The following is an 18,362-nucleotide window of genomic DNA, read 5'->3' as shown; positions in this document are numbered from 1 at the left end:
AAGCCGCCTGCCCTCGGTGACCACCCCCGGGTTCCCGCCGCGGCAGTTCTTGACGGGCGGCCTTCCGTGCCGTCTCCGTGGTGCCTACCTTCACAGCATGTCCGACATGGGAATCGATCTCACCACCTACAAAGAGCGCTTTCGGCAGGTGGCGTCCGAGCGTCAGGCCTCCGCGGCGGAGGTGGAGAGATTCCTGGCGGTGCTGCGTCCCCGCGTCGCGCTCCATGAGGAGGCCAACGACGGGGGTGTGGTCTTCCGATACGGAGGCCTGCCGCGTTTGCCGGAGGACGTCGAGTGGCCTGGAGGTGCCAGCTTCCTCGGTGCTCTGGACTGCGCGGCCGTACCCCGCGGGGAGCTCGATCTCCCATATCCGGAGTCGGGTCAGCTCATGGTCTTCTGGGGTGGCGAAGCCCACTGGGGCGACTGCTGGGGTGAGGTGATCTACGTCGCTGATCCAACGACGGCGACACTGCGGCAGCCACCGTCCCAGGTCGGAGACGTCTTCGCTCCGGTGGACTATTTCGCGACACCTCAAGTTCGTCTTCCGTACGACTCCGGCTGGTACGACGATGTCGCTTTCGACGGCCTGGAGGGCATCGCCGATGCCGTGGAGAAGACGTTCTCCGAGGTGTTCGATCAGTTCGCCCTGGGTGGATTCCCGAACACCGAGGCCGGACCCGAATGGGACAAGATCAACGAAACACCCGACGCGATCTCGGTACAGGAGGCGCAGCAGAGGTTTGCTCTACTGCGCAGCCAGTACCGCGTGCTCCTGCTGAGCGATTGGGAGCCTCGGGACCAGTCCCGCATCAACTACGTCATCCGAACCCAGGACATGGCTGCCGGCCGCTTCGACACCGTCGAGATGTTCGCTGAAGTCGGCCACTGAGCCGGCTCGCCGTTCGCCCGGCTGCGCCCACTCCTCACGCCGGTCAGCGGTACTGCAGGCGGGCCTGCCGGGGGACCGCGCCGAAGCGGCCGGATCGGAAGTCGCGGTGTGCCTGGACGATCTCGGCCTGGGTGTTCATGACGAACGGGCCGCCGAACACGACGGGCTGCCGCATCGGTTGGCCGCTGAAGGCCAGCACGACGGCCCGCTGATCGGTGTCGCCGGTGCGGAGCGCGATGGTCGAGGTTTCCGGGCCGCCGCCCGGCAGCGGATCGGACCAGCCGGTCTGCCCGGTGGTCAGGGTGCGTCCGGCGATGGTGACAGTCCCACTGAGCACGGTGAAGAACGCCCGGTCGTGGGCGGGCAGCGTGTGCCGCAGGGTGCGGTTCGGTTCCAGCGTCAGGGTGGCGCCGGTGATCGGCCAATGGTTCTGCGCCGGGCCGGTGTGGCCGCCGGCGCGCCCGGAGATCAGGTCGATGCGGGTGCCGTCCGCCTCGATGACCGGCCGTTGCGCGGCGAGCAGGTCCTGGTAGCGGTTGTCGACCATCTTCTGTTCCGCCGGCAGATTCACCCACAACTGCAGGATGTGGGCGCGTTCGTTGCGGAACGCGAGCTCGCGGTGAATCACGCCGCGGCCGGCCGTCATCCACTGGACGTCCCCGGTGGACAGGGTGCCGACGTGGCCGATGTTGTCGCCGTGTTCGAGGACACCGTCGAGGACGACCGTGACGGTCTCCAGGCCGCGGTGCGGGTGCCACTCGAAGCCGGGCGACGAGAACAGGTCGTCGACGAGCACGAGAAACGGATCGGTCAACTGCGGCGACTTCGGGGTGAACAGCAAGGCCTTGTCGTCGACCTGCTGGTCCGGACCGAGATGCAGGCGGTCGTCGACCCGATCGATGGTGCGTTGCTGGACCGTGTGCATCATGTTGTTCCTCCGGCCGGTCGAGTTCAGGTTCCTCACCGGACGGTGGGAACGGTTGACGGGGTGACGCCGGGACGGGTCGGTGGTCTTGCCGTCCGAGCTGCTCGGCGCGGTCACGTCTCCAGCGGATCGATCATCGAACGGCGGCCTGCCGGCTAGATCTGCTCGGCGCCGCCGTCAACGAAGATCTCGGAGCCGGTCATGAAGCTGGACTGATCCGACACCAGGAACAGCGCCGCGTTGGCGATCTCCTCCGGGCGGCCGATCCGGCCCATCGGGATGCCCGTGGCGAGCTGCTGGAACAGCGCCTGCGGGTTGTCGGGCACGAGGCCGCCGAGGCCGGGGGTCTCGGTCGGGCCGGGAACGATCGTGTTGACCCGGATGCCGCGCCCGACCAGCTCGCCCGCCCAAGTGCGGCCCAGCGAGCGGATCGCGGCTTTGCTGGCGGCGTAGAGACCGAACGACGGCTGCCCGTTGCCGGCCGAGCTCGAGCCGGTCAGCACGATGGCGGCGCCCGGGTTGAGCAGCGGCAGCACCTTCTGCACGGTGAAGATCACGCCGCCCACGTTGGTGTTGAAGGTCTTCTGGTAGTCCTGCCAGCCGACCGAGTCGAGCGTCGCGAACTCGCCGATGCCCGCGTTGACGAAGACCGCGTCGAGCCCCGTGCCGTGCTCCCTGATCGCGAGGGCGAGCCGGTCGAGGTCGGCGAGGTCACTGACGTCGCTGCGCACGCCCGTCGCGTTGCCCACCTCTTTGACGGCGTTGTCGAGGCGCTGCTGATCGCGCCCGGTGATGAACACGTGCGCGCCCTCAGCGGCGAACCGGTGCGCGGTGGCCAGGCCGATCCCGCTCGTACCCCCGGTGACCAGTGCGATCTTGCCATCCAGTTGTCCCATCGAACTTCCTCCCTGTAGCCCACGACCGGTCGTCCCGATGACCGGTCTCACCATAAAATCAATCGCTTGTTTTAATTTAAGAGCGCGGCTGGAGTTTGTCAAGCGACTGTTTGACCTTCTTCCGTCACCCGAGTGCGCGACACAGTCGGGTTGACAAGAAATCAAGCGCTTGTTTCAGTTTGGGCATGGCATCGGGAGGGTCGGATCTGCGCCGGGAGGCCGGACAGCGAACACGTGAGTGCCTGCTGCGCACGACGTTGCACCTTCTCGCAGCGCGCGGCCCGGACGGACTCTCGTTACGGGAGGTCACCGAGGCCGCCGGCACCAACGTGGCTGCGGTCAGCTATCACTTCGGCTCGCTCAGGGCCCTGCGTGACGCCGCTGTGGAGAGCGCGCTGGAAACCTACCTGGACGCACAGCTCGGCGCGCTCGCCCCGCTGTCGGCCGACTCGACGCTGAGGGAGCTGGCCGCGGCGTTCGCCCGGCCCATGATGCACGCCCTGGCCGTCGGCGGGCCCGAGCTCGCCATCATGCGCACGGTGGCCCGGGTCGGCATCGATCCGCCCGACAGCTGGGGCCGCCTGACCGCGAAGTTCGAGCAGACCCGCACCGACGCGCTCCGGGTGCTGACTGCGCGCCTGCCCGAGGTCGGCCACGAGGAACTGACGTTCCGGACGCGGTGCGCCGCGGGCCTGCTGAACTGGCTGGTGATGGCGCCCATCGGCGGCGAACTGGCCGCTCGGCCGGCTGAGCAGATCGAGCGTTGGCTGGTCCCGGTCCTGACCGGAACCCTCGAGGGGCACGCGCACCCGGGAACCGGCGCGCTTCTCCGCGGCTGACGGTTCCGGGGAGCCCGTACCCTTCGCACGGCGAAGTGCCCGCGACCACGCTCGACGCCGAGTTCGCCGACGCGACAAACCTCACCTGCGCGGCTCAGGCAACGATGCGCCGATCCGGCCTGCGGTCACCGGCTGGACCGACGTCGTGGTTGTCCGCGCCGAGATCCCGGCCACCGTCGAACGGCAGAGCTGGAGCCCCGGGAGGCTATGCCGGCGGGGGGCCCTCCGCCGCTTGGTGCCGGTTCTGGCCGAAATCAGCGACAGCGGCGGCGAACGACTCCAGGTCGAGGTCGGCCAGGTGGTCCATCACATTGGTTCGCACGCTGGCCAGAGCAGCCGGGTAGGCCTGCTGCAACCGCTGGAGGCCGGCCGCCGTCAGCGTTGCCGTCATCCCGCGCCCGTCGTGCTCGGCCTGCCCTCGCGTCACCAGACCTTGGCGTTCCATCCGCGCGACCAGCCGGGTGACGCCGCCGGAGGTCAATGTGGACTCGGCGGCGAGCTCGTACATCCGCAGCGTGCGGTGCGGCGCTTCGGAGAGGTTCACCAGCACGATGTACTCGGCGAGGTTGAGCCCGCAACCGGCGATCAGGTCGGCATCGAGCGCCTTCGGAACGACCAGGACCGCGCGCGCCACCGCGCGCCATGCCGCTTCCTCCACCGGGTCCAGTGGCATGGAGCGGGGTTTGGCTGCCTCTTGCACCCGTCCGATGGTACGGCGTCGGTCTCGGTTGAGGTCGCACCTCGATTTACTTGACCAGTCAGATAAATCCGACTACTTTCTGGTCAAGTACCTGACTGGTCAAACAAATACAGGAGGATCCCGTGTCGCCGTCCGAGCAGCTCGAGAGCAATAAGCAGATCGCCCGCGACTACATCGAGCAGGTGTTCAACAAGCACAACCCGCTCGCGGCCCGCGACTTCGTCACCGATGACGTCGTCTGGCACGGCGGTGCCCTCGGCGACCTCACGGGCGCCGAGAATCTGACCGGTCTGTTGACCGGTTTCCTGGGATCGCTGCCCGACCTGTACGCCGCAGAACAGGACGTCGTGGCCGAGAACGACCTGGTCATGGTGCGCCTGGTCGTGACGGCCACGGTCAAGGGACAGCTGCTCGGTGTGCCGGCCGACGGCCGGACGGTGCGCTGGGACGCGGTCGACATCTACCGCGTCACCGACGGCCGGATCAGCGAGGAATGGGCGGCCGACGACCTCGTGACCATCATGACCCAGCTCGGCGCCTTCACCCCACCGTGGGCTCCCTGATCACCCCGGCGCGGCGGCCGGCACGCTTGCCGACCCGGCCGCCGCGCTCACGCTGCGTGTTGGCCCGTACCGGCGTGCAGTGCCGCTCGGGGGCCGGCTGGGGCATGAGGTGGTCGACCGGGACGCCAGCCCGATGCCCGGGATCGTCAACGTTTTGTCGGCGTTCCGTCGGCGTGACGCTGGTGGATTGGGGCCATGACCGAATCGAGCAATGACTACCCGGCCGTGGTGGACCCGGCCGCCGCCGCCGAGCTGTCCCACCGCGTCGCCGGCCCGGTTCTGCTGCCCGGTGACAAGGGCTACGCCGAGGAATGCGCGACGTACAACCCGGCCGTGCCCAACAACCCTGCCCTGGTGGTGGGGGCCGCCGGGCCGTCCGACGTCCAGGCCGCGCTCGCGTTCGCGAAGGCCCACGACCTCGCCGTGGCGGTGATGAACACCGGCCACACCACCGTCGTGGCGAACGACCGTACGCTGCTGATCACGACGCGCCGGATGGACGAGGTCACCATCGATCCGGTGGCCCGCCGTGCCCGGGTCGGCGCCGGGGTGCGCTGGCAGCAGGTCGTCGACGCCGCGGCGAAGCACGGGCTCGCGCCGCTCAACGGCTCCTCGCCGCTGGTCGGCGTGGTCGGCTACACCCTCGGCGGCGGCCTGAGTGCCACGATGGGTCGCAAGTACGGCTGGGCGTCCGACCATGTCACCGCGCTGGACATCGTCACCGCGGACGGGCAGGTGCGGCAGGCCACCGCCGATGCCGAGCCGGAGCTGTTCTGGGCGGTCCGCGGCTCGAAGAGCAACCTGGGCATCGTCACCGCCCTCGAGTTCGAGCTGTTCCCGGTCACCCGGTTGTACGGCGGGGTGCTGATCTTCCCGGGCGAGCACGCCGAGGCGGTCCTGCGGGCGTACGCCACCCTGACCGCCCGGGCGCCGGACGAGCTGACCACCTCGATCGCGTTCATGCGGCTGCCGGACGTGCCGGTGTTCCCGGAGCCGCTGCGAGGCACCTTCACGGTGCACGTGCGGGTTTCGTTCCTGGGCGCCGCAGCTGAGGCGGACGCGCTGCTGGCGCCGTTGCGCACGGCGGCACCGGTCATGATCGACACCGTCGCCGACATGCCGTACACCGACTACGCCGCCATCTACTCCGACCCGGAGGGCCCGGCGCCGTTCGCGGAGCGCACGCTGAGCCTGTCGCCGCTGACCGGCGACCTGGTGGCGGAGCTGCTCGCGAGCATCGGACCGGCGGCCGACGTGCCGGCCGACATCATCGAACTGCGTCACCTCGGCGGCGCCCTGCGTGACACGCCGGCCGGGGCCGGTGCGGCCGGCCTGCGTACGTCGGAATTTGTCCTGTGGGTGGTCGCTGTCGGCGGCCCGGACCTGACCGGGCCGGCTCTGCGGTGGACCGATGGGCTGTTCGCCGCTCTCGAGCCGTGGGCGCTGGAGGGCAAGCACCTCAACTTCATCGGTCAGGAAGATCTGAGTGACGAGGCGGTCCGGGCGGCCTACCCGGCCGCCACCTACAGCCGGCTGGCGCGGGCCAAATCCGGGTACGACCCGGCCAACGTCTTCCGGCTCAACCACAACATCAAGCCGGCCGTCTGACCGCCGCCCGGATTTGTGGCATCGGTTTCAGATCGTAAGTTGTCTTAATAGTCACGCGCGACCGCCTTGGTGCAGCCCGCTCAATGCGTGAAGATTCAACGGTGAGATTCACTCTGCTGGGCCCGGTGCGGGTCATCACGGATGCTGGTGACGTGGCTCTGGGTACGCCCCAGCAGCGCGGGCTGCTGGCCCTGCTGCTGCTGCGGAACACCCCGGTGCCGATCGCCGACGTGGTGGACGCGCTGTGGGGTGAGCGCCCGCCGGCGTCGGCGCACGGCACCGTCCGCACGTACGCCGCCCGTCTGCGGCACATCCTCGCCGGTGGCGAGGCCGAGCTGGTCCGATCGGCGAGTGGCTACCACCTCGAGCGTAACGGCGCCGGTGTCGACACCGATGACTTCGACCGGCTCGTCGGCGCCGCCCGCGAGGCCCGGGCTTCCGGGGATCTCTCCGGCGCCGCGACGGCGCTGCGCGGGGCGCTCGATCTCTGGTCCGGTCCGGCGCTGGGTGGCGTCCGCGCGGAGTTCGCCGCCGCCCAGCGCACCCGGCTCGAGGAGTCCCGGCGCGCCGCCCGCGAACAGCTGTTCGACGTGGAGCTGGCGCTCGGCCGGCATGAGGCGATCCGCGCGGATCTGGCCGCGGCCGTCGCCGACCGGCCGGTGGACGCGCGCCTGACCGAGCTGTGGATGACCGCTCTGCACCGCTCCGGGCGGACGGTGGAGGCGCTCGAGGCCTTCCGCCGGCTGCGCACCGGGCTGCGCGACGAGCTCGGCATCGAACCCGGTGCCGAGCTGCAGCGGTTGCATCAGCGATTGTTGCGGGGCGACGAGGCGGTCGCCCGGCCGCAGACGCCGGCCGAGGCCCGGACAGCGCGGCCCGATCAGGTTCCGCCGGACACGCGCAACTTCACCGGTCGTCACGCCGAGATCGACCGGCTGGGCCGGGTGCTCACCGAGGACGGCGGGATACCGATCGCCGGCATCACCGGTCTCGGCGGGTCCGGCAAGTCGGCTCTGGCCGTGCACCTGGCCCATCAGCTCGCCGACCACTTCCCGGACGGGCGCGTGTACCTCGATCTGAGCGCTCGCAGCGGGCGGGCGATGAGTACGCACGAGGCCCTCGGCTCGCTGCTCCGCTCGATCCAGCCGGGTGCCGCCCTGCCGGACATGACGGCGGAGCGCTCCGCGCTGTGGCGCACCATGACGGCCGGACGCAGGATGCTGGTGATCCTCGATGACGCGGACAGCAGCGAGCAGGTGGAGCCGCTGCTGCCGGGCTGCGCGGTCATCGTCACGGCAAGTCGCAGGCTGCTGGAGCTGTCGACGGTGGTGTGGCAACGGCTCGGCCCGCTGAGCGAGCGAGAATCGCTGCACCTGCTCGGCGAGATCGCCGGGCGCCGGCGCGTCGACGGCGAACCGGACGCGGCTCGGGAGCTGGTCGGCGCCTGCTCCGGGCACGCCCTGTCGGTCCAGGTGGCCGCCGCCCGGCTGCTCGATCGACCGATGTGGACGGTCCGGCAGATCATGGCGCAGCTGGCCGACGACCTGCAGCAGCCGGTCGTCATGCACGAGGACTGCAAGATCGTCGATGAGCCGATCCGGCGGGCCGAGGCGAGACTGTCCGCGGTACCGGCCCAGGTCTTCCGCCTCGCCGCCCTCGCCGTCCCGCTGATCCGCACCGTCGCCGAGGTGAGCGCGATGACCGGGTTGCCCCGGGCCGAAGCGCGGGCCGCCATGGAAGACCTTGTGGACGCCCACCTGGTGGAGGCGGTCGACATCGACACCTACCGTTACACGGTGCTGATCCAGGCCATCGCGCGGCGCCGGGCCCAGAAGATCGAAGGTCCGGAGCGCTGCCGGGCGGCGCTGGCCGGCCTGGACCGGGAACTGGTCGCGGCGCTCTGACGATCAGGGGCGCTCATCCGGGTCAGCCATATCGCCGACCCGGGATCCGCGCCGGCCGCCCCGCAGATCGCGGCCCGCATCAGGCGTCAACGTTTCATCGGCGCTGCGTCGGCGCCCGCTTGATGGGATGAACTCATGACCGACACGATCACCACCGCCACGACCCTGACCGACCTCGTCGACCGGGCCGCCATCACCGACACCCTGCACCGCTACGCCGCCGGCCTCGATCTCAACGACGCCGATCTGCTCTCCTCCTCGCTGACCGAGGACGCTGTCGTCGACCTCGGCCCGGCCATGCGGCGCATCGGGTACGACTTCCCGCCGCTCGCTCCCCGGGAAACTGTCGTGACCAGCCTGATCGGTGCGGTGGGGCCGCTGGACTCCAGCCACTCCATCAGCAACGTCCGCATCACGCTCGACGGCGACCGCGCCACCGTGCTCGCCTACGCCCAGGCGCAGCACTTCAAGCCGGGCTCCGGTTCCGACCCGGCGGTGACCCGGCACGCCCTGATGATGAACCGTTACACCGCCTCGGTGGTCCGCGACGGCGAGCAGTGGCGGATCCAGCACCTCGACATCGCCAACGCCTGGTTCGAGGGCGACCCGCTCATGCTCCTCGGTGAATAACACCCACCTGCGCGGGCGTCGGCTGCATCGCGGTGATCGCCGGCCTCGACCTGAACGACACCAGGATTTCGGACGGCGTCTACCGGTCTCCGCGGAGGTAGCGCGTGACCAGGTCGACGAGTTCCTTTTCCAGGGTTTCGACGGCGACGGCGTTCGGGTCGGCCATCAGCCTGTGGGTGTTAATCTCCACGGTGAACGTGATCAGGTCGGCGGCGGTGTCGAGGTCTTGCACCTTGACGTCCGGGTGGCGGGCGAGCAGATCGCGGATCTGAGTGACGCGGGTCCGTCCGTGGTTGTTGATGGTCTCGAGCAGTTCCTTCGAGACGGGCGCTTCTTCGATCATGATGCGGAGCAGCTGCGGGTCGTCGTCGTGGTTGTCGATCGCGTCGCGGACCATCGCCTGCACGGTTGTCCTCAGGCTGCCGGGGGACAGGTCGAGTTGGTCGGCTTGCGTCCAGGTGCCGCGGTCGATGTGTCGGACCAGGAGCTTGGCGAGGATGGCGGCCTTGTTCGGGAAGTACTGGTACAGCGAGCCGATGGAGATGCGGGCGCGTTCGGCGATGCGGTTCGTCGTCCCCGCCGCGTAGCCGTACTCGGCGAAAATGTGAGCAGCGGCGGTGAGGATGCGCTCACGGGTGAGCTCGGCGCGGACCTGGCGGGGCTGGCGACGTGGCTGAAGGTGGCGGTCGTCGGACGGCATGGCGATGGCCCTCCCGAGGCGTCAAAAGCGAGTAGCCAATAGCTGAATGATTACTCACAATATTGTGGTGAGCTGGGAAAACAAGGCTGTAAGACAATTCGGTGGTCCGAACCGGCTGGCGACGGTCGACGAGGTCGAGGCGATCGTCGGGCGTCCGGCGCCGGTGGTGATGCTCAAACAGATCAGCGCCCTCGACGAGGGCTGCCGGGCCATCCTGGCCAATTGTGCTGTCGCGGCCTTCGGGTACCGGGACGCCGCCGGCACCAGCCGGACGACGTTCATCGGTGGCACGCCGGGATTCGCCCGCGTCCACTCGCCGACGCGAATATCGTTTCGCCTGCCTGAGTCCGGCGATCCGCTGGGCCCGGTCTCGTTGTTCTTCCTCCTGCCCGGTGTGGGGGAGATCCTGCGCGTCAACGGCACGGTGGCGGCGCGCAAGAGCGGGGAGACAACCGTCGACATCGACGAGGCCTACATCCACTGTGCGCAAGCCGTCCTGCGGTCCCGCCTGTGGCAGCCTCCTGCGCCGGCTGCCACCCCGGTCGAGATCACCGGAGACGGGCCGCTGCGCGGGCCTGGCATCGCCGAGTTCCTGGCGGCTTCACCCTTCCTGGCTCTGTCCAGCTGGGATTCTTCCGGCGGCAGTGACACGAGCCCGCGCGGGGACAGCGGTGCGGTAGTGCGGGTGCTGGACAGCCACACGCTCGTCATCCCGGATCGTAGGGGCAACAAACGGGCCGACACGCTGCACAACCTGCTGCAGGACGACCGGCTGTCGTTCGCTGCGCTCGTTCCGGGCCGCAGCGGTGTGCTGCACGTCCGTGGCCGCGGCGCGATAACCAATGACCCGGCGCTGCTGGAAACGATGGCGTTGCGCGGGATGTCCCCGCATGCGGCGCTGCTCATCGATGTCGAGCACGCCGAGGTGACCGTCAGCAACCCGGTGGCACGCTCGAGAATGTGGACTCCGGCGTCGCATCCGGACCGCGGGGCCGTGCCCGATCTCATGGCGCTGGCCGGGGAGCATCTGGCCGCCGGCACGACGCGGGCCAAGGGCGGCCCGCCGGCGTTCCTGCTCAAGGCGATCGGCGCTGTCCCGGGGATGGCCCGGCTGCTGCGGCTGGTCATGAACCGGGCCTATCTCTCCGGGCTGCGCAAGGAGGGCTACGACGACGTCGCCGCCGGCGTGAGCAGACCGGCTGCGGTCGACCGGCCGGCTCAACCGGAGCGTCCGCTGCGCATCGTCGAGGTGCGCAGGGAAACACCGAGCGTGGTCACGCTCGTCCTGCAAGACGCCGGCGATGGTCGCGGTTCGTTCGATTTCCGGCCGGGTCAGTCCTTCACGCTCGTCACCGACATCGACGGCCACCCGGTACGACGGGCGTACTCGGCCTCCTCGGCGCCGGGGTCGTCACGGCTGGAGGTCACCGTCAAACAGCTCGACGGTGGCCGTTTCTCCACCCACGTGCACAGCCATCTGCGTGCCGGTGACCTCCTGACCGTTCTCGGCCCGTCAGGGTCCTTCCACGCGCAGCCGCAACCACCCGAGCACGTGGTGATGGTCGCGGCGGGCAGCGGCGTGACCCCGATGATGAGCATGATCCGCGCGCAGCTCGCCGCCCGGCCGGCACAGGGCCGGATCACGCTGCTCTACAGCAGCCGAAGCCCGCAAGAGATCATCTTTTTCGATGAGCTGACCCGGCTGGAGCGGGACAACCCCGACCGGCTCACCGTCACCCACGTGCTGACCGGCCGGGACGGACGCCTCGACGCGGACCGCCTGCACCACTGGATCACCGGCCTGCCGGTGTCCCGGGACACCCACTACTACGTCTGCGGCCCGGAAGCGCTGACGGACGCCGTCCAGGCGGTGCTGAACGGGCTGGGTGTCCCGGATACGGCGGTGCACCATGAGCGCTACACCAGCGCGGCGGACATCAGGACCACAACGACCGCGCCCCAGGAGATGACCGTCCATCAGGACGGTCATCTGATCGGTAGCGCGGTCGTGGAGCCCGGCCAGACGCTGCTCGAAGCGGGACTCGCCGCCGGGCTGCCGATGCCGTACTCCTGCACGGTCGGGAGCTGTGGCGACTGCATGGTTCAGCTTCGCAGTGGAGAAGTCACCCGCAACGAGCCGAACTGCCTCACCGCGCAACAGAAAGCTGATGGGTACGTCCTGACCTGCGTGGGCTGCCCGCTGTCGACAGTGGTTCTCGATGTGAATCCTAATTGAACTCCTGCAGGAACGTGGCAGCGCGATCGAAGTGCCTACCGGCAAGATCCGTCGTGCGTATGGTGTAGAAGAAGCAGCATTCATTACCGTCGGGATCGGCGTCATCGTTTCTCCAGTATTCTGACGCCTCCTCCTCGGTGTTGCTCCTGAATCCGTCTCTGACCGTGATCTTGGCCAGGACAACCCAATCTTCAGGGGCGCCTTCGACCATCCACAACGGGTGTCCCTGGGGGGCCTCGAAATAGCCGCCGATCTGGATCAGGCACTCGTCCGGCATCGGGCCCTCTTTTATGAGCCGCTGGAAATCCTCATGGTGGTAAGGGTGGTCTTCGCTGCTCTGGCGGTACAGGTCCTCCAGGATCGGGCCCTCGTAGGGATACGACCACCCGACCCTGGCACCCAGGGTCGACGAGTGCATCGGAGCTGGATACGTGTCCTCAGGTGCATGTCGTTCTCGAGCCGTCGCATGCGCCGGCACATGCACTATCGAGCCCAGTTGGTCGTCGAAATCCAAGGTCGAGAAGAACAACAGCTGCCCGTCCCGCGGTAGGTCGATATCCAGAATGTCCAACGGCAGTTGTGAACAGTTGATGGATGCCGCGAACGGGACAGGTTCTTCCGGGCTGCCCGGGAATTCGCCATCCACTGGCCACGGTACGTCATCGGGAAGCGCGGGGTTGCCGCCGAACTGTCCAGCTGTTCCGCCCTCGTGCCGGAACAGTTCGATGTGCGGGCGGATGAGGTCGATCACCGCCTCGGTGATCGGTTCGCTGATCTCCAGAGACCGTGCGATGGTGCGGATCTTGGTTTTGTACTCTTCCAGAGTCATCTGTCGGACCTCTTGATCGGGGATCACGTCACCAGGTGGGCGTGACGGGGATGTGGACGGTGAAGGTGGACCCGGAGCCGGCGGTGCTGCTGGCCGACAGGGTTCCGCCGTGTGCCGTGGCCAGTTTGCGGGCGATGGCCAGGCCCAGGCCGCTACCGCCGGTGCTGCGGGTACGCGAGCTGTCGGCCCGCCAGAACCGGTCGAAGATCTTGGGTAGGTCCTCGGCGGCGATACCGGAGCCGGTGTCGGTGACCTCGATGGTGAGTTGGCCGCCGGCGACCCGGGAACGGACGGTGACGGTGCCGCCGGCGGGGGTGTGCCGGATGGCGTTGGACATCAGGTTGCCGACGAGCTGGCGCAGCCGCACCGGATCGACGACCACCTGCGGGTCGCCGGCCGCCTCGGTCACCACCCGCACCTGTGCGGCTTCCGCGGCACCGCGATGGGCCTCGGCGACCTGTTCCAGGGTGACGTTCAGGTAGACCGTCTCGGGGTGCATCCGCAGGTTGTCCGCATCGGCGGCAGCCAGGTCGCGCAGGTCGTCGATGATGTGCTGCAGCTGAACGGTTTCCTTGAGCAGCAGATCGACCAGTTGTGGCTGGGCCGGGGCGAGGCCGTCCTGGGCCGCCTCGAGCCAGCTGCGCATGTTGGTCAGGGGAGTACGCAACTCGTGGGCCACGTCGTTGACCATCGCCTTGCGCTGCTGTTCAGTCCGTTCCCGGCGCTCGGACAGGTCGTTGAGCGCCGTAGCCAGATAACCGATCTCGTCGCGGGTGGTGACCGGGACCCGGACCTGGGCGGTGACCGGGCGGCGGGCGGCTTCGGCGAGCCGGCGTAGCGGGCGGACCAGCCGGGCGCCGACCAGGACGGTGATCAGGATGGCGAGCAGCAGGACGGCACCGGTCACGGTGGCGATACGGATGATGTTGTCCTGCGACAGGTTGAACGTCGGCTGCGCCGTGCTGTCGGCCGGGTCGGTGACGAACAGCAGCGCGGGCGGGGCGACGTACGGCTGGAGCTGGGTCTGCCGTGACTTCAGCACGCAGGCGTTGACCTGCCGGGCCCGCGCGACACTTCCGGGCTTGTCCCCCTCGCCGAAGATCGTGGTGAAGTCCGGCTCGATGGCCAGTTTCGACTCCGAGGGGTCGCCGCCCAGACAGGCCATGGTCATCGCCAGGAGCTTTCTCAGAGCTTTCTGCTCCGTTCTTGTCTCATCGAGCGTTCCCACCGTGCAGTTCAGATCGGCAGCCCGCGGAGCGCTGGCGGGCAGTCGCAGGATCGGCCGGCCGCTCGCTGTCTCGACGACCTCGGCGGCCATTCCCTCTCTCTTGAGGCAGGCGGCTCGTTGCTCCGCGACGGCCCGCAGTTCCTGCCGCTCACGGCTGGGCAACCGGTAGGGTCCGACCGCTCGCGGATCGATGCGCTGCGTGCCGCCGGTCAGTTTCAGGTCCACGCTGAGCGGATCGACGATGGCTGATGGCCTGGCTGTGCCCAGCGATGGCCCACCGGTGCCGGCCGAGTCGGCCAGGACCTGCCGCTCCTCGGTGGTCAGCGTGATGCGCCGGCCGAGCTCGCGGGCTTTGCTGTCCACCAGTGCGTCCACGGTGGACCAATCGGGGTGGGTGGCCGCGTACCCGAGCAATTGGTCGTAGACGCTGGTGTCGTCCGACAGGGAGCGGCCCTGTTCCTGGCGGACCGCCTGGGTGGTCGACTGCACGACGAGCCAGGCGGTGGAGACGGTGGCGCAGATCGCGACCAGGACCGAGGTGGCCAGCAACCGGATGATCAGGCTGCGGCGCAGCGGTACGCGGTGCTCACGCATCAGCTCGCACCGGCGGTCAGCTTGTAGCCGATCCCGTACACGGTCAGCAGCTGAGCCGGGCGCCGCGGATCAGCCTCGATCTTGCGGCGCAGGTTCATCACGTGGACGTCGATGGTCCGCTCCGTGGAGTCGCGGTCCAGCCCGCTGGTGTGTTCCAGCAGCTGCCCCCGGGTGAAGACGCGGTCGGGGAGCTCGGCCATGGCGGCGAGGATGGCGAACTCACCGGGTGTGCAGTCGATCGGTGTCCCACCGGCGGTCACCTCGTGGCGTTGCGGGTCGATGCCGAGCCGGCCGACCCGGCGGATGGTCGAGGGGTTCGGAGAGCGTTGACCGCGCCGCAGCAGGGTCCGGACCCGGGCCATCAGCTCGCGCGGGCTGTAGGGCTTGGTCAGGTAGTCGTCGGCGCCGAGCTCGAGACCGATCACCACGTCGTCCTCACTGGCACGGGCGGTGAGGATCAGCACCGGTACGTCGGACTCGTCGCGCAGGATGCGGCACACGTTCAGGCCGTCGAGTCGCGGCATCATCACGTCCAGCACGACCAGTTCGGGCTGCCGGGCCCGGATCTGCTCCAGCGCGGCCTGGCCGTCACGCACCATGACGGTGTGGTGCCCGTCGGCCTCCAGATACCGGCGCAGCACCTCCGCCTGACTCTCGTCGTCCTCCGCGACCAGCACATACGCACACATGAGGCCGACTATAGGGCGGTGACGGCTTGGATCTCGCCGTTCGAATCGTGGCCGGGACCTCATAGGTTTCTGACAGTCGGCGGCCATGATCGCGGCCATGTCGAAGACGGTACGGATCCTCCTGACCGCTCTGGTGGTGCTCGCCGGTTCGGCCGGCGCGGCGGTGGCGTGGGCCGGTCGGCCGGCCGGCCCGCAGGCACCCGCCGATCGCCCGGTCGCCGCCGGCACCACACCGGTCGTCAGGACGGATCTGTCCAGCGCCGAATCGCTGCCGGGCACGCTGGGCCACGGCGCCGCCCGTCCCCTCAAAGGGGCCCGGGAGGGCCTGGTGACGTGGCTGCCGGCACCGGGTTCCACGGTCACCCGCGGCAGACAGCTCTACCGCGTGGACGACCAGCCGGTCCCGCTGTTCTACGGCAGCCTGCCGCTGTTTCGCACCCTCGCCACGGAGAACACGACCGGCCGCGACGTCCACGTGGTCGCGACCAACCTGAAGGCGCTCGGTTATGACATCGGCACGCAGCCGCGCACCGGCGCCACGGTCGTCGTCCGGGAGCCCGCCCCACCTCCGGGACCGGCAGACCCCGCGCCGGGTGAACCGGCCGTGACGCCCGAGCCGCCCGTCACCCATCGCATTGTTGTCGGTAAGGGCGAGGACGTGCTGACCAGGACGATGGTCAGAGCGATCCGGCGCTGGCAGCGCGACACCGGCCTGCCGGTCACCGGCCGCATCAAGGTCGGTGACGCGCTCGTCCTGTCCGGTGCGGTGCGCATCGACTCTCTCGCGGTGCAACTCGGCGATCCCGCCCAGGCCGAGCTGATGTCCGTGACCTCGACCGCCAAGGTGATCACCGTCCAGGCCGAGGCCGCCCTGGCCCGCAAGATCGACAAGGGGGACAAGGTGACTGTCGCGCTGCCGGACGACGACGCAGCCGCAGGAACCGTCACCGCGGTGGGCACCGCGTTGCGGACCCAGGACGGTGCCCCGGACGCGGCAGCGCCGAACTTCACCATCGCGGTCACCGTGGACAACCCGAAAAAGCTCAGCCGGCTGGATTCGGCCGACGTGCAGGTCAGTTTTGCCGGCGAGACCCACGACGCGGTGCTGGTGGTGCCGGTCGGCGCGCTGGTCGCCCTCAGCGAGGGCGGGTACGCCGTTCAGATCTCCGGCGGCGCCCTGGTCGCCGTCGAGACCGGCATGTTCGCCAAGGGTCTCGTCGAGGTCACCGGCGACGGCCTGGCCGAGGGCACGAACGTGGTGACCACCTCATGACGGTGCTGGCGGTCCGGCACGCGAGCATGGTCTATCCCGGCCCGGTCACCGCGCTCGACGACGTGTCGCTGAGCATCGAGCAGGGGGAGCTGCTGGCCATCGTCGGGCCGTCCGGCTCCGGCAAGTCGACCCTTCTGCACATCATGGGCACCCTGGACCGGCCGACCCGCGGAACGGTGGAGATCGGCGGCCACGAGGTGTCCGGGCTGTCCGACCGGCGGCTGTCGGCGTTGCGGGGCCGCATGCTGGGTTTTGTGTTCCAGCAGTTCCATCTCACCGACGGGCTCACGGCCGCGGAGAACGTGGCCACCGGCCTGCTCTACGCCGGGGTGCCGCGCCGCCGCCGGCGTCCGCTGGCCCTGGAAGCGCTGGCCCGGGTCGGGCTCGAGCACCGGGTGGGTCACCGCCCGAACCAGCTCTCCGGCGGTGAACGCCAGCGGGTGGCGATCGCCCGTGCCCTGGTCAACGAACCGGCGCTGGTGCTCGCCGACGAACCCACCGGAGCCCTGGACACCCGCAACGGTCACCTGGTGCTGGACCTGCTGCACCGCCTGCACGAGGAGGGCACGACCATCGCCGTCATCACCCACGACCGCGACATCGCCGGCCGGCTGCCGCGCCGCGTCGAGATCCGCGACGGCCGCCTGATCGGTGACACCGCCCGATGAGGCGTACCGGGCGGTTGACGCCCCTGGATCTGCTCGAGGTCGGGCTGCTCGGTCTGCGCACCCGCAAGACCCGGGCGGCGCTGTCGGCCCTGGGCATCGCCATCGGCATCGCCACGATGATCGTCGTCACCGGCATCCCCGCCTCCAGCCAGGCGGCCCTGTTGCGCGAACTCACCGCCCTGGGCACCAACACCCTGCAGGCGGTGGCCACCCCGGATCAGAACCCACCGGTGCTGCTGCCCGAGGAATCCGTGGGCATGGTCGCCCGCATCGGCCCGGTCACCCGGGTCAGCGCGGTTGCCAACACCCACACCCTGGTACGCCGTTCCGACCGTACCGATCCCCAGGACGGCTCCGGGCTGACCGTCCTCGCGGCCCGGCTCGACCTTCCCTCGGCGATCAACGCGCGAGTGCGTACCGGGCAATGGCTGAGCGCCGCCACGGAACGCTTTCCCACCGTGGTTCTCGGCTCGGTGGCCGCCGCCCGGCTCGGCGTCGACGACACCCGGGGCGGGCCTCAGGTGCTGATAGCCCGCACCTGGTTCACCGTCGTCGGGATCCTCGCCACCACCCCGCTGCTGCCCGACATCGACCGGTCGGTGCTGGTGGGATGGCCGGCCGCGACCGACTTCCTGCAGTTCGACGGCCACCCCACGGTGCTCTACGTTCAGGCCTTCGAGCCGTCGGTCGAAGCGGTCCGCGCGGTCCTGCCCGAGACGATCCATCCCGAACAACCCGGGCAGGTCCAGGTCAGCCGCCCCTCGGACGCGCTGGCGGCGAAGCGGGCCACCGAGAACACCTTCTCCGCGCTGTTTCTCGGCCTGGCCGCCGTGGCCCTGCTGGTCGGCGGGATCGGGGTCGCCAACACCATGGTGATCTCGGTGCTGGAACGGCGTCCCGAGATCGGCCTGCGGCGCGCGCTGGGGGCCAGCCGGGGTCAGATCCGCGGCCAATTTCTCACCGAGTCGGTCGCGCTGTCCACGCTGGGCGGCGTCGCCGGTACGGTGCTGGGGCTGGTCGCCACGGCCGGTTACGCGGCGTACCACGGCTGGCCGGTGGTCGTACCCCTGTCCTCGACGGTGGCCGGGCTGGCCGGCGCCGTTCTGGTCGGCGTGGTCGCCGGGGTGTACCCCTCGATGCGGGCCGCCCGGCTCACGCCGACGGAGGCGCTGGCCACCACGTGACCAGCGC

17 protein-coding genes are annotated in these 18,362 nt (G+C 69.5%); 10 read left to right on the top strand and 7 right to left on the bottom strand.

The annotated features are described in order from the left end of the window. The first annotated feature begins 97 nt into the window (after positions 1 to 97). Positions 98 to 889, top strand: a complete 792-nt coding sequence (locus AFR_RS44095; protein WP_052359505.1) for a DUF1963 domain-containing protein — start codon at positions 98 to 100, stop codon at positions 887 to 889. A gap of 43 nt (positions 890 to 932) precedes the next feature. Here AFR_RS44095 and AFR_RS29600 read toward each other — a convergent pair whose 3' ends face one another. Further along, positions 933 to 1,931: a pirin family protein gene (locus AFR_RS29600; protein WP_023560494.1), complete on the bottom strand. Its 999-nt coding sequence runs from the start codon at positions 1,929 to 1,931 to the stop codon at positions 933 to 935. Between the two features lie 38 nt (positions 1,932 to 1,969). Next, a complete protein-coding gene (locus tag AFR_RS29595; RefSeq protein WP_023560493.1) occupies positions 1,970 to 2,710 on the bottom strand; it encodes an SDR family oxidoreductase in 741 nt (246 codons plus the stop codon). Positions 2,711 to 2,895: 185 nt separating this feature from the next. On the opposite strand from AFR_RS29595, the gene AFR_RS29590 reads away from it, so the two are divergent. Beyond that, positions 2,896 to 3,549 (top strand): TetR/AcrR family transcriptional regulator, encoded by a 654-nt coding sequence (locus AFR_RS29590; RefSeq protein WP_084298188.1) that lies wholly within the window; start codon positions 2,896 to 2,898, stop codon positions 3,547 to 3,549. 205 nt (positions 3,550 to 3,754) lie between these two features. Here AFR_RS29590 and AFR_RS29585 read toward each other — a convergent pair whose 3' ends face one another. Then, positions 3,755 to 4,249, bottom strand: a complete 495-nt coding sequence (locus AFR_RS29585) for a MarR family winged helix-turn-helix transcriptional regulator (RefSeq protein ID WP_238547151.1) — start codon at positions 4,247 to 4,249, stop codon at positions 3,755 to 3,757. A gap of 122 nt (positions 4,250 to 4,371) precedes the next feature. On the opposite strand from AFR_RS29585, the gene AFR_RS29580 reads away from it, so the two are divergent. The 4 genes from AFR_RS29580 (at position 4,372) to AFR_RS29565 (ending at position 8,954) form a co-directional block, all read left to right on the top strand. Continuing rightward, positions 4,372 to 4,812: an ester cyclase gene (locus AFR_RS29580; protein ID WP_023560490.1), complete on the top strand. Its 441-nt coding sequence runs from the start codon at positions 4,372 to 4,374 to the stop codon at positions 4,810 to 4,812. Positions 4,813 to 5,007: 195 nt separating this feature from the next. Then, positions 5,008 to 6,420 (top strand): FAD-binding oxidoreductase, encoded by a 1,413-nt coding sequence (locus AFR_RS29575; RefSeq protein ID WP_023560489.1) that lies wholly within the window; start codon positions 5,008 to 5,010, stop codon positions 6,418 to 6,420. A 101-nt stretch (positions 6,421 to 6,521) separates the two neighbouring features. Further along, the gene (locus tag AFR_RS29570) at positions 6,522 to 8,324 is read left to right on the top strand and encodes an AfsR/SARP family transcriptional regulator (protein WP_023560488.1); all 1,803 of its coding nucleotides are present in this window, start codon (positions 6,522 to 6,524) and stop codon (positions 8,322 to 8,324) included. A 135-nt stretch (positions 8,325 to 8,459) separates the two neighbouring features. Beyond that, positions 8,460 to 8,954, top strand: coding sequence for a nuclear transport factor 2 family protein (locus AFR_RS29565; protein ID WP_023560487.1), 495 nt, complete (start codon positions 8,460 to 8,462; stop codon positions 8,952 to 8,954). A 79-nt stretch (positions 8,955 to 9,033) separates the two neighbouring features. On the opposite strand, the gene AFR_RS29560 is transcribed toward AFR_RS29565, so the two are convergent. Beyond that, on the bottom strand, positions 9,034 to 9,654 hold the full coding sequence (locus AFR_RS29560) for a TetR/AcrR family transcriptional regulator (RefSeq protein ID WP_023560486.1): 621 nt from the start codon (positions 9,652 to 9,654) through the stop codon (positions 9,034 to 9,036). A gap of 67 nt (positions 9,655 to 9,721) precedes the next feature. Here AFR_RS29560 and AFR_RS29555 point away from each other — a divergent pair, with 67 nt between their 5' ends. Beyond that, positions 9,722 to 11,890: a 2Fe-2S iron-sulfur cluster-binding protein gene (locus AFR_RS29555; protein ID WP_052359841.1), complete on the top strand. Its 2,169-nt coding sequence runs from the start codon at positions 9,722 to 9,724 to the stop codon at positions 11,888 to 11,890. On the opposite strand, the gene AFR_RS44090 is transcribed toward AFR_RS29555, so the two are convergent. From AFR_RS44090 to AFR_RS29540, 3 genes are read right to left on the bottom strand one after another with little or no spacing between them, the layout of a single operon-like run. Then, positions 11,883 to 12,719, bottom strand: a complete 837-nt coding sequence (locus AFR_RS44090) for a DUF1963 domain-containing protein (protein WP_023560484.1) — start codon at positions 12,717 to 12,719, stop codon at positions 11,883 to 11,885. The genes AFR_RS29555 and AFR_RS44090 overlap by 8 nt on opposite strands. 28 nt (positions 12,720 to 12,747) lie before the next feature. Next, positions 12,748 to 14,541 (bottom strand): sensor histidine kinase, encoded by a 1,794-nt coding sequence (locus AFR_RS29545; protein WP_023560483.1) that lies wholly within the window; start codon positions 14,539 to 14,541, stop codon positions 12,748 to 12,750. Beyond that, complete coding sequence (locus AFR_RS29540) at positions 14,541 to 15,230, bottom strand: response regulator transcription factor (protein ID WP_041841236.1); 690 nt, start codon at positions 15,228 to 15,230, stop codon at positions 14,541 to 14,543. Before AFR_RS29540 ends, AFR_RS29545 begins: the two co-directional genes overlap by 1 nt. Before the next feature lie 97 nt (positions 15,231 to 15,327). Between AFR_RS29540 and AFR_RS29535 the strand changes: the two genes are divergently transcribed. From AFR_RS29535 to AFR_RS29525, 3 genes are read left to right on the top strand one after another with little or no spacing between them, the layout of a single operon-like run. Then, complete coding sequence (locus AFR_RS29535; RefSeq protein WP_041842894.1) at positions 15,328 to 16,503, top strand: hypothetical protein; 1,176 nt, start codon at positions 15,328 to 15,330, stop codon at positions 16,501 to 16,503. Further along, the gene (locus AFR_RS29530) at positions 16,500 to 17,171 is read left to right on the top strand and encodes an ABC transporter ATP-binding protein (protein WP_023560480.1); all 672 of its coding nucleotides are present in this window, start codon (positions 16,500 to 16,502) and stop codon (positions 17,169 to 17,171) included. The genes AFR_RS29535 and AFR_RS29530 overlap by 4 nt, the downstream gene beginning before the upstream one ends. Continuing rightward, complete coding sequence (locus tag AFR_RS29525) at positions 17,168 to 18,355, top strand: ABC transporter permease (protein WP_041841235.1); 1,188 nt, start codon at positions 17,168 to 17,170, stop codon at positions 18,353 to 18,355. The genes AFR_RS29530 and AFR_RS29525 overlap by 4 nt, the downstream gene beginning before the upstream one ends. Positions 18,356 to 18,362: the final 7 nt, after the last annotated feature.

Source organism: Amorphoplanes friuliensis DSM 7358, from assembly GCF_000494755.1.
Lineage (GTDB): Bacteria > Actinomycetota > Actinomycetes > Mycobacteriales > Micromonosporaceae > Actinoplanes > Actinoplanes friuliensis.
The sequence above is the reverse complement of the archived record's forward strand: the minus strand, read 5'-3'. Positions and strand labels throughout refer to the sequence as shown.

Coding starts and splice junctions, on each gene's coding strand:
- AFR_RS44095 (WP_052359505.1), top strand. CDS start 98: ATGTCCGACATGGGAATCGATCTCACCACCTACAAAGAGCGCTTTCGG.
- AFR_RS29595 (WP_023560493.1), bottom strand. CDS start 2,710: ATGGGACAACTGGATGGCAAGATCGCACTGGTCACCGGGGGTACGAGC.
- AFR_RS29590 (WP_084298188.1), top strand. CDS start 2,896: ATGGCATCGGGAGGGTCGGATCTGCGCCGGGAGGCCGGACAGCGAACA.
- AFR_RS29575 (WP_023560489.1), top strand. CDS start 5,008: ATGACCGAATCGAGCAATGACTACCCGGCCGTGGTGGACCCGGCCGCC.
- AFR_RS29565 (WP_023560487.1), top strand. CDS start 8,460: ATGACCGACACGATCACCACCGCCACGACCCTGACCGACCTCGTCGAC.
- AFR_RS29560 (WP_023560486.1), bottom strand. CDS start 9,654: ATGCCGTCCGACGACCGCCACCTTCAGCCACGTCGCCAGCCCCGCCAG.
- AFR_RS44090 (WP_023560484.1), bottom strand. CDS start 12,719: ATGACTCTGGAAGAGTACAAAACCAAGATCCGCACCATCGCACGGTCT.
- AFR_RS29545 (WP_023560483.1), bottom strand. CDS start 14,541: ATGCGTGAGCACCGCGTACCGCTGCGCCGCAGCCTGATCATCCGGTTG.
- AFR_RS29540 (WP_041841236.1), bottom strand. CDS start 15,230: ATGTGTGCGTATGTGCTGGTCGCGGAGGACGACGAGAGTCAGGCGGAG.
- AFR_RS29535 (WP_041842894.1), top strand. CDS start 15,328: ATGTCGAAGACGGTACGGATCCTCCTGACCGCTCTGGTGGTGCTCGCC.
- AFR_RS29530 (WP_023560480.1), top strand. CDS start 16,500: ATGACGGTGCTGGCGGTCCGGCACGCGAGCATGGTCTATCCCGGCCCG.
- AFR_RS29525 (WP_041841235.1), top strand. CDS start 17,168: ATGAGGCGTACCGGGCGGTTGACGCCCCTGGATCTGCTCGAGGTCGGG.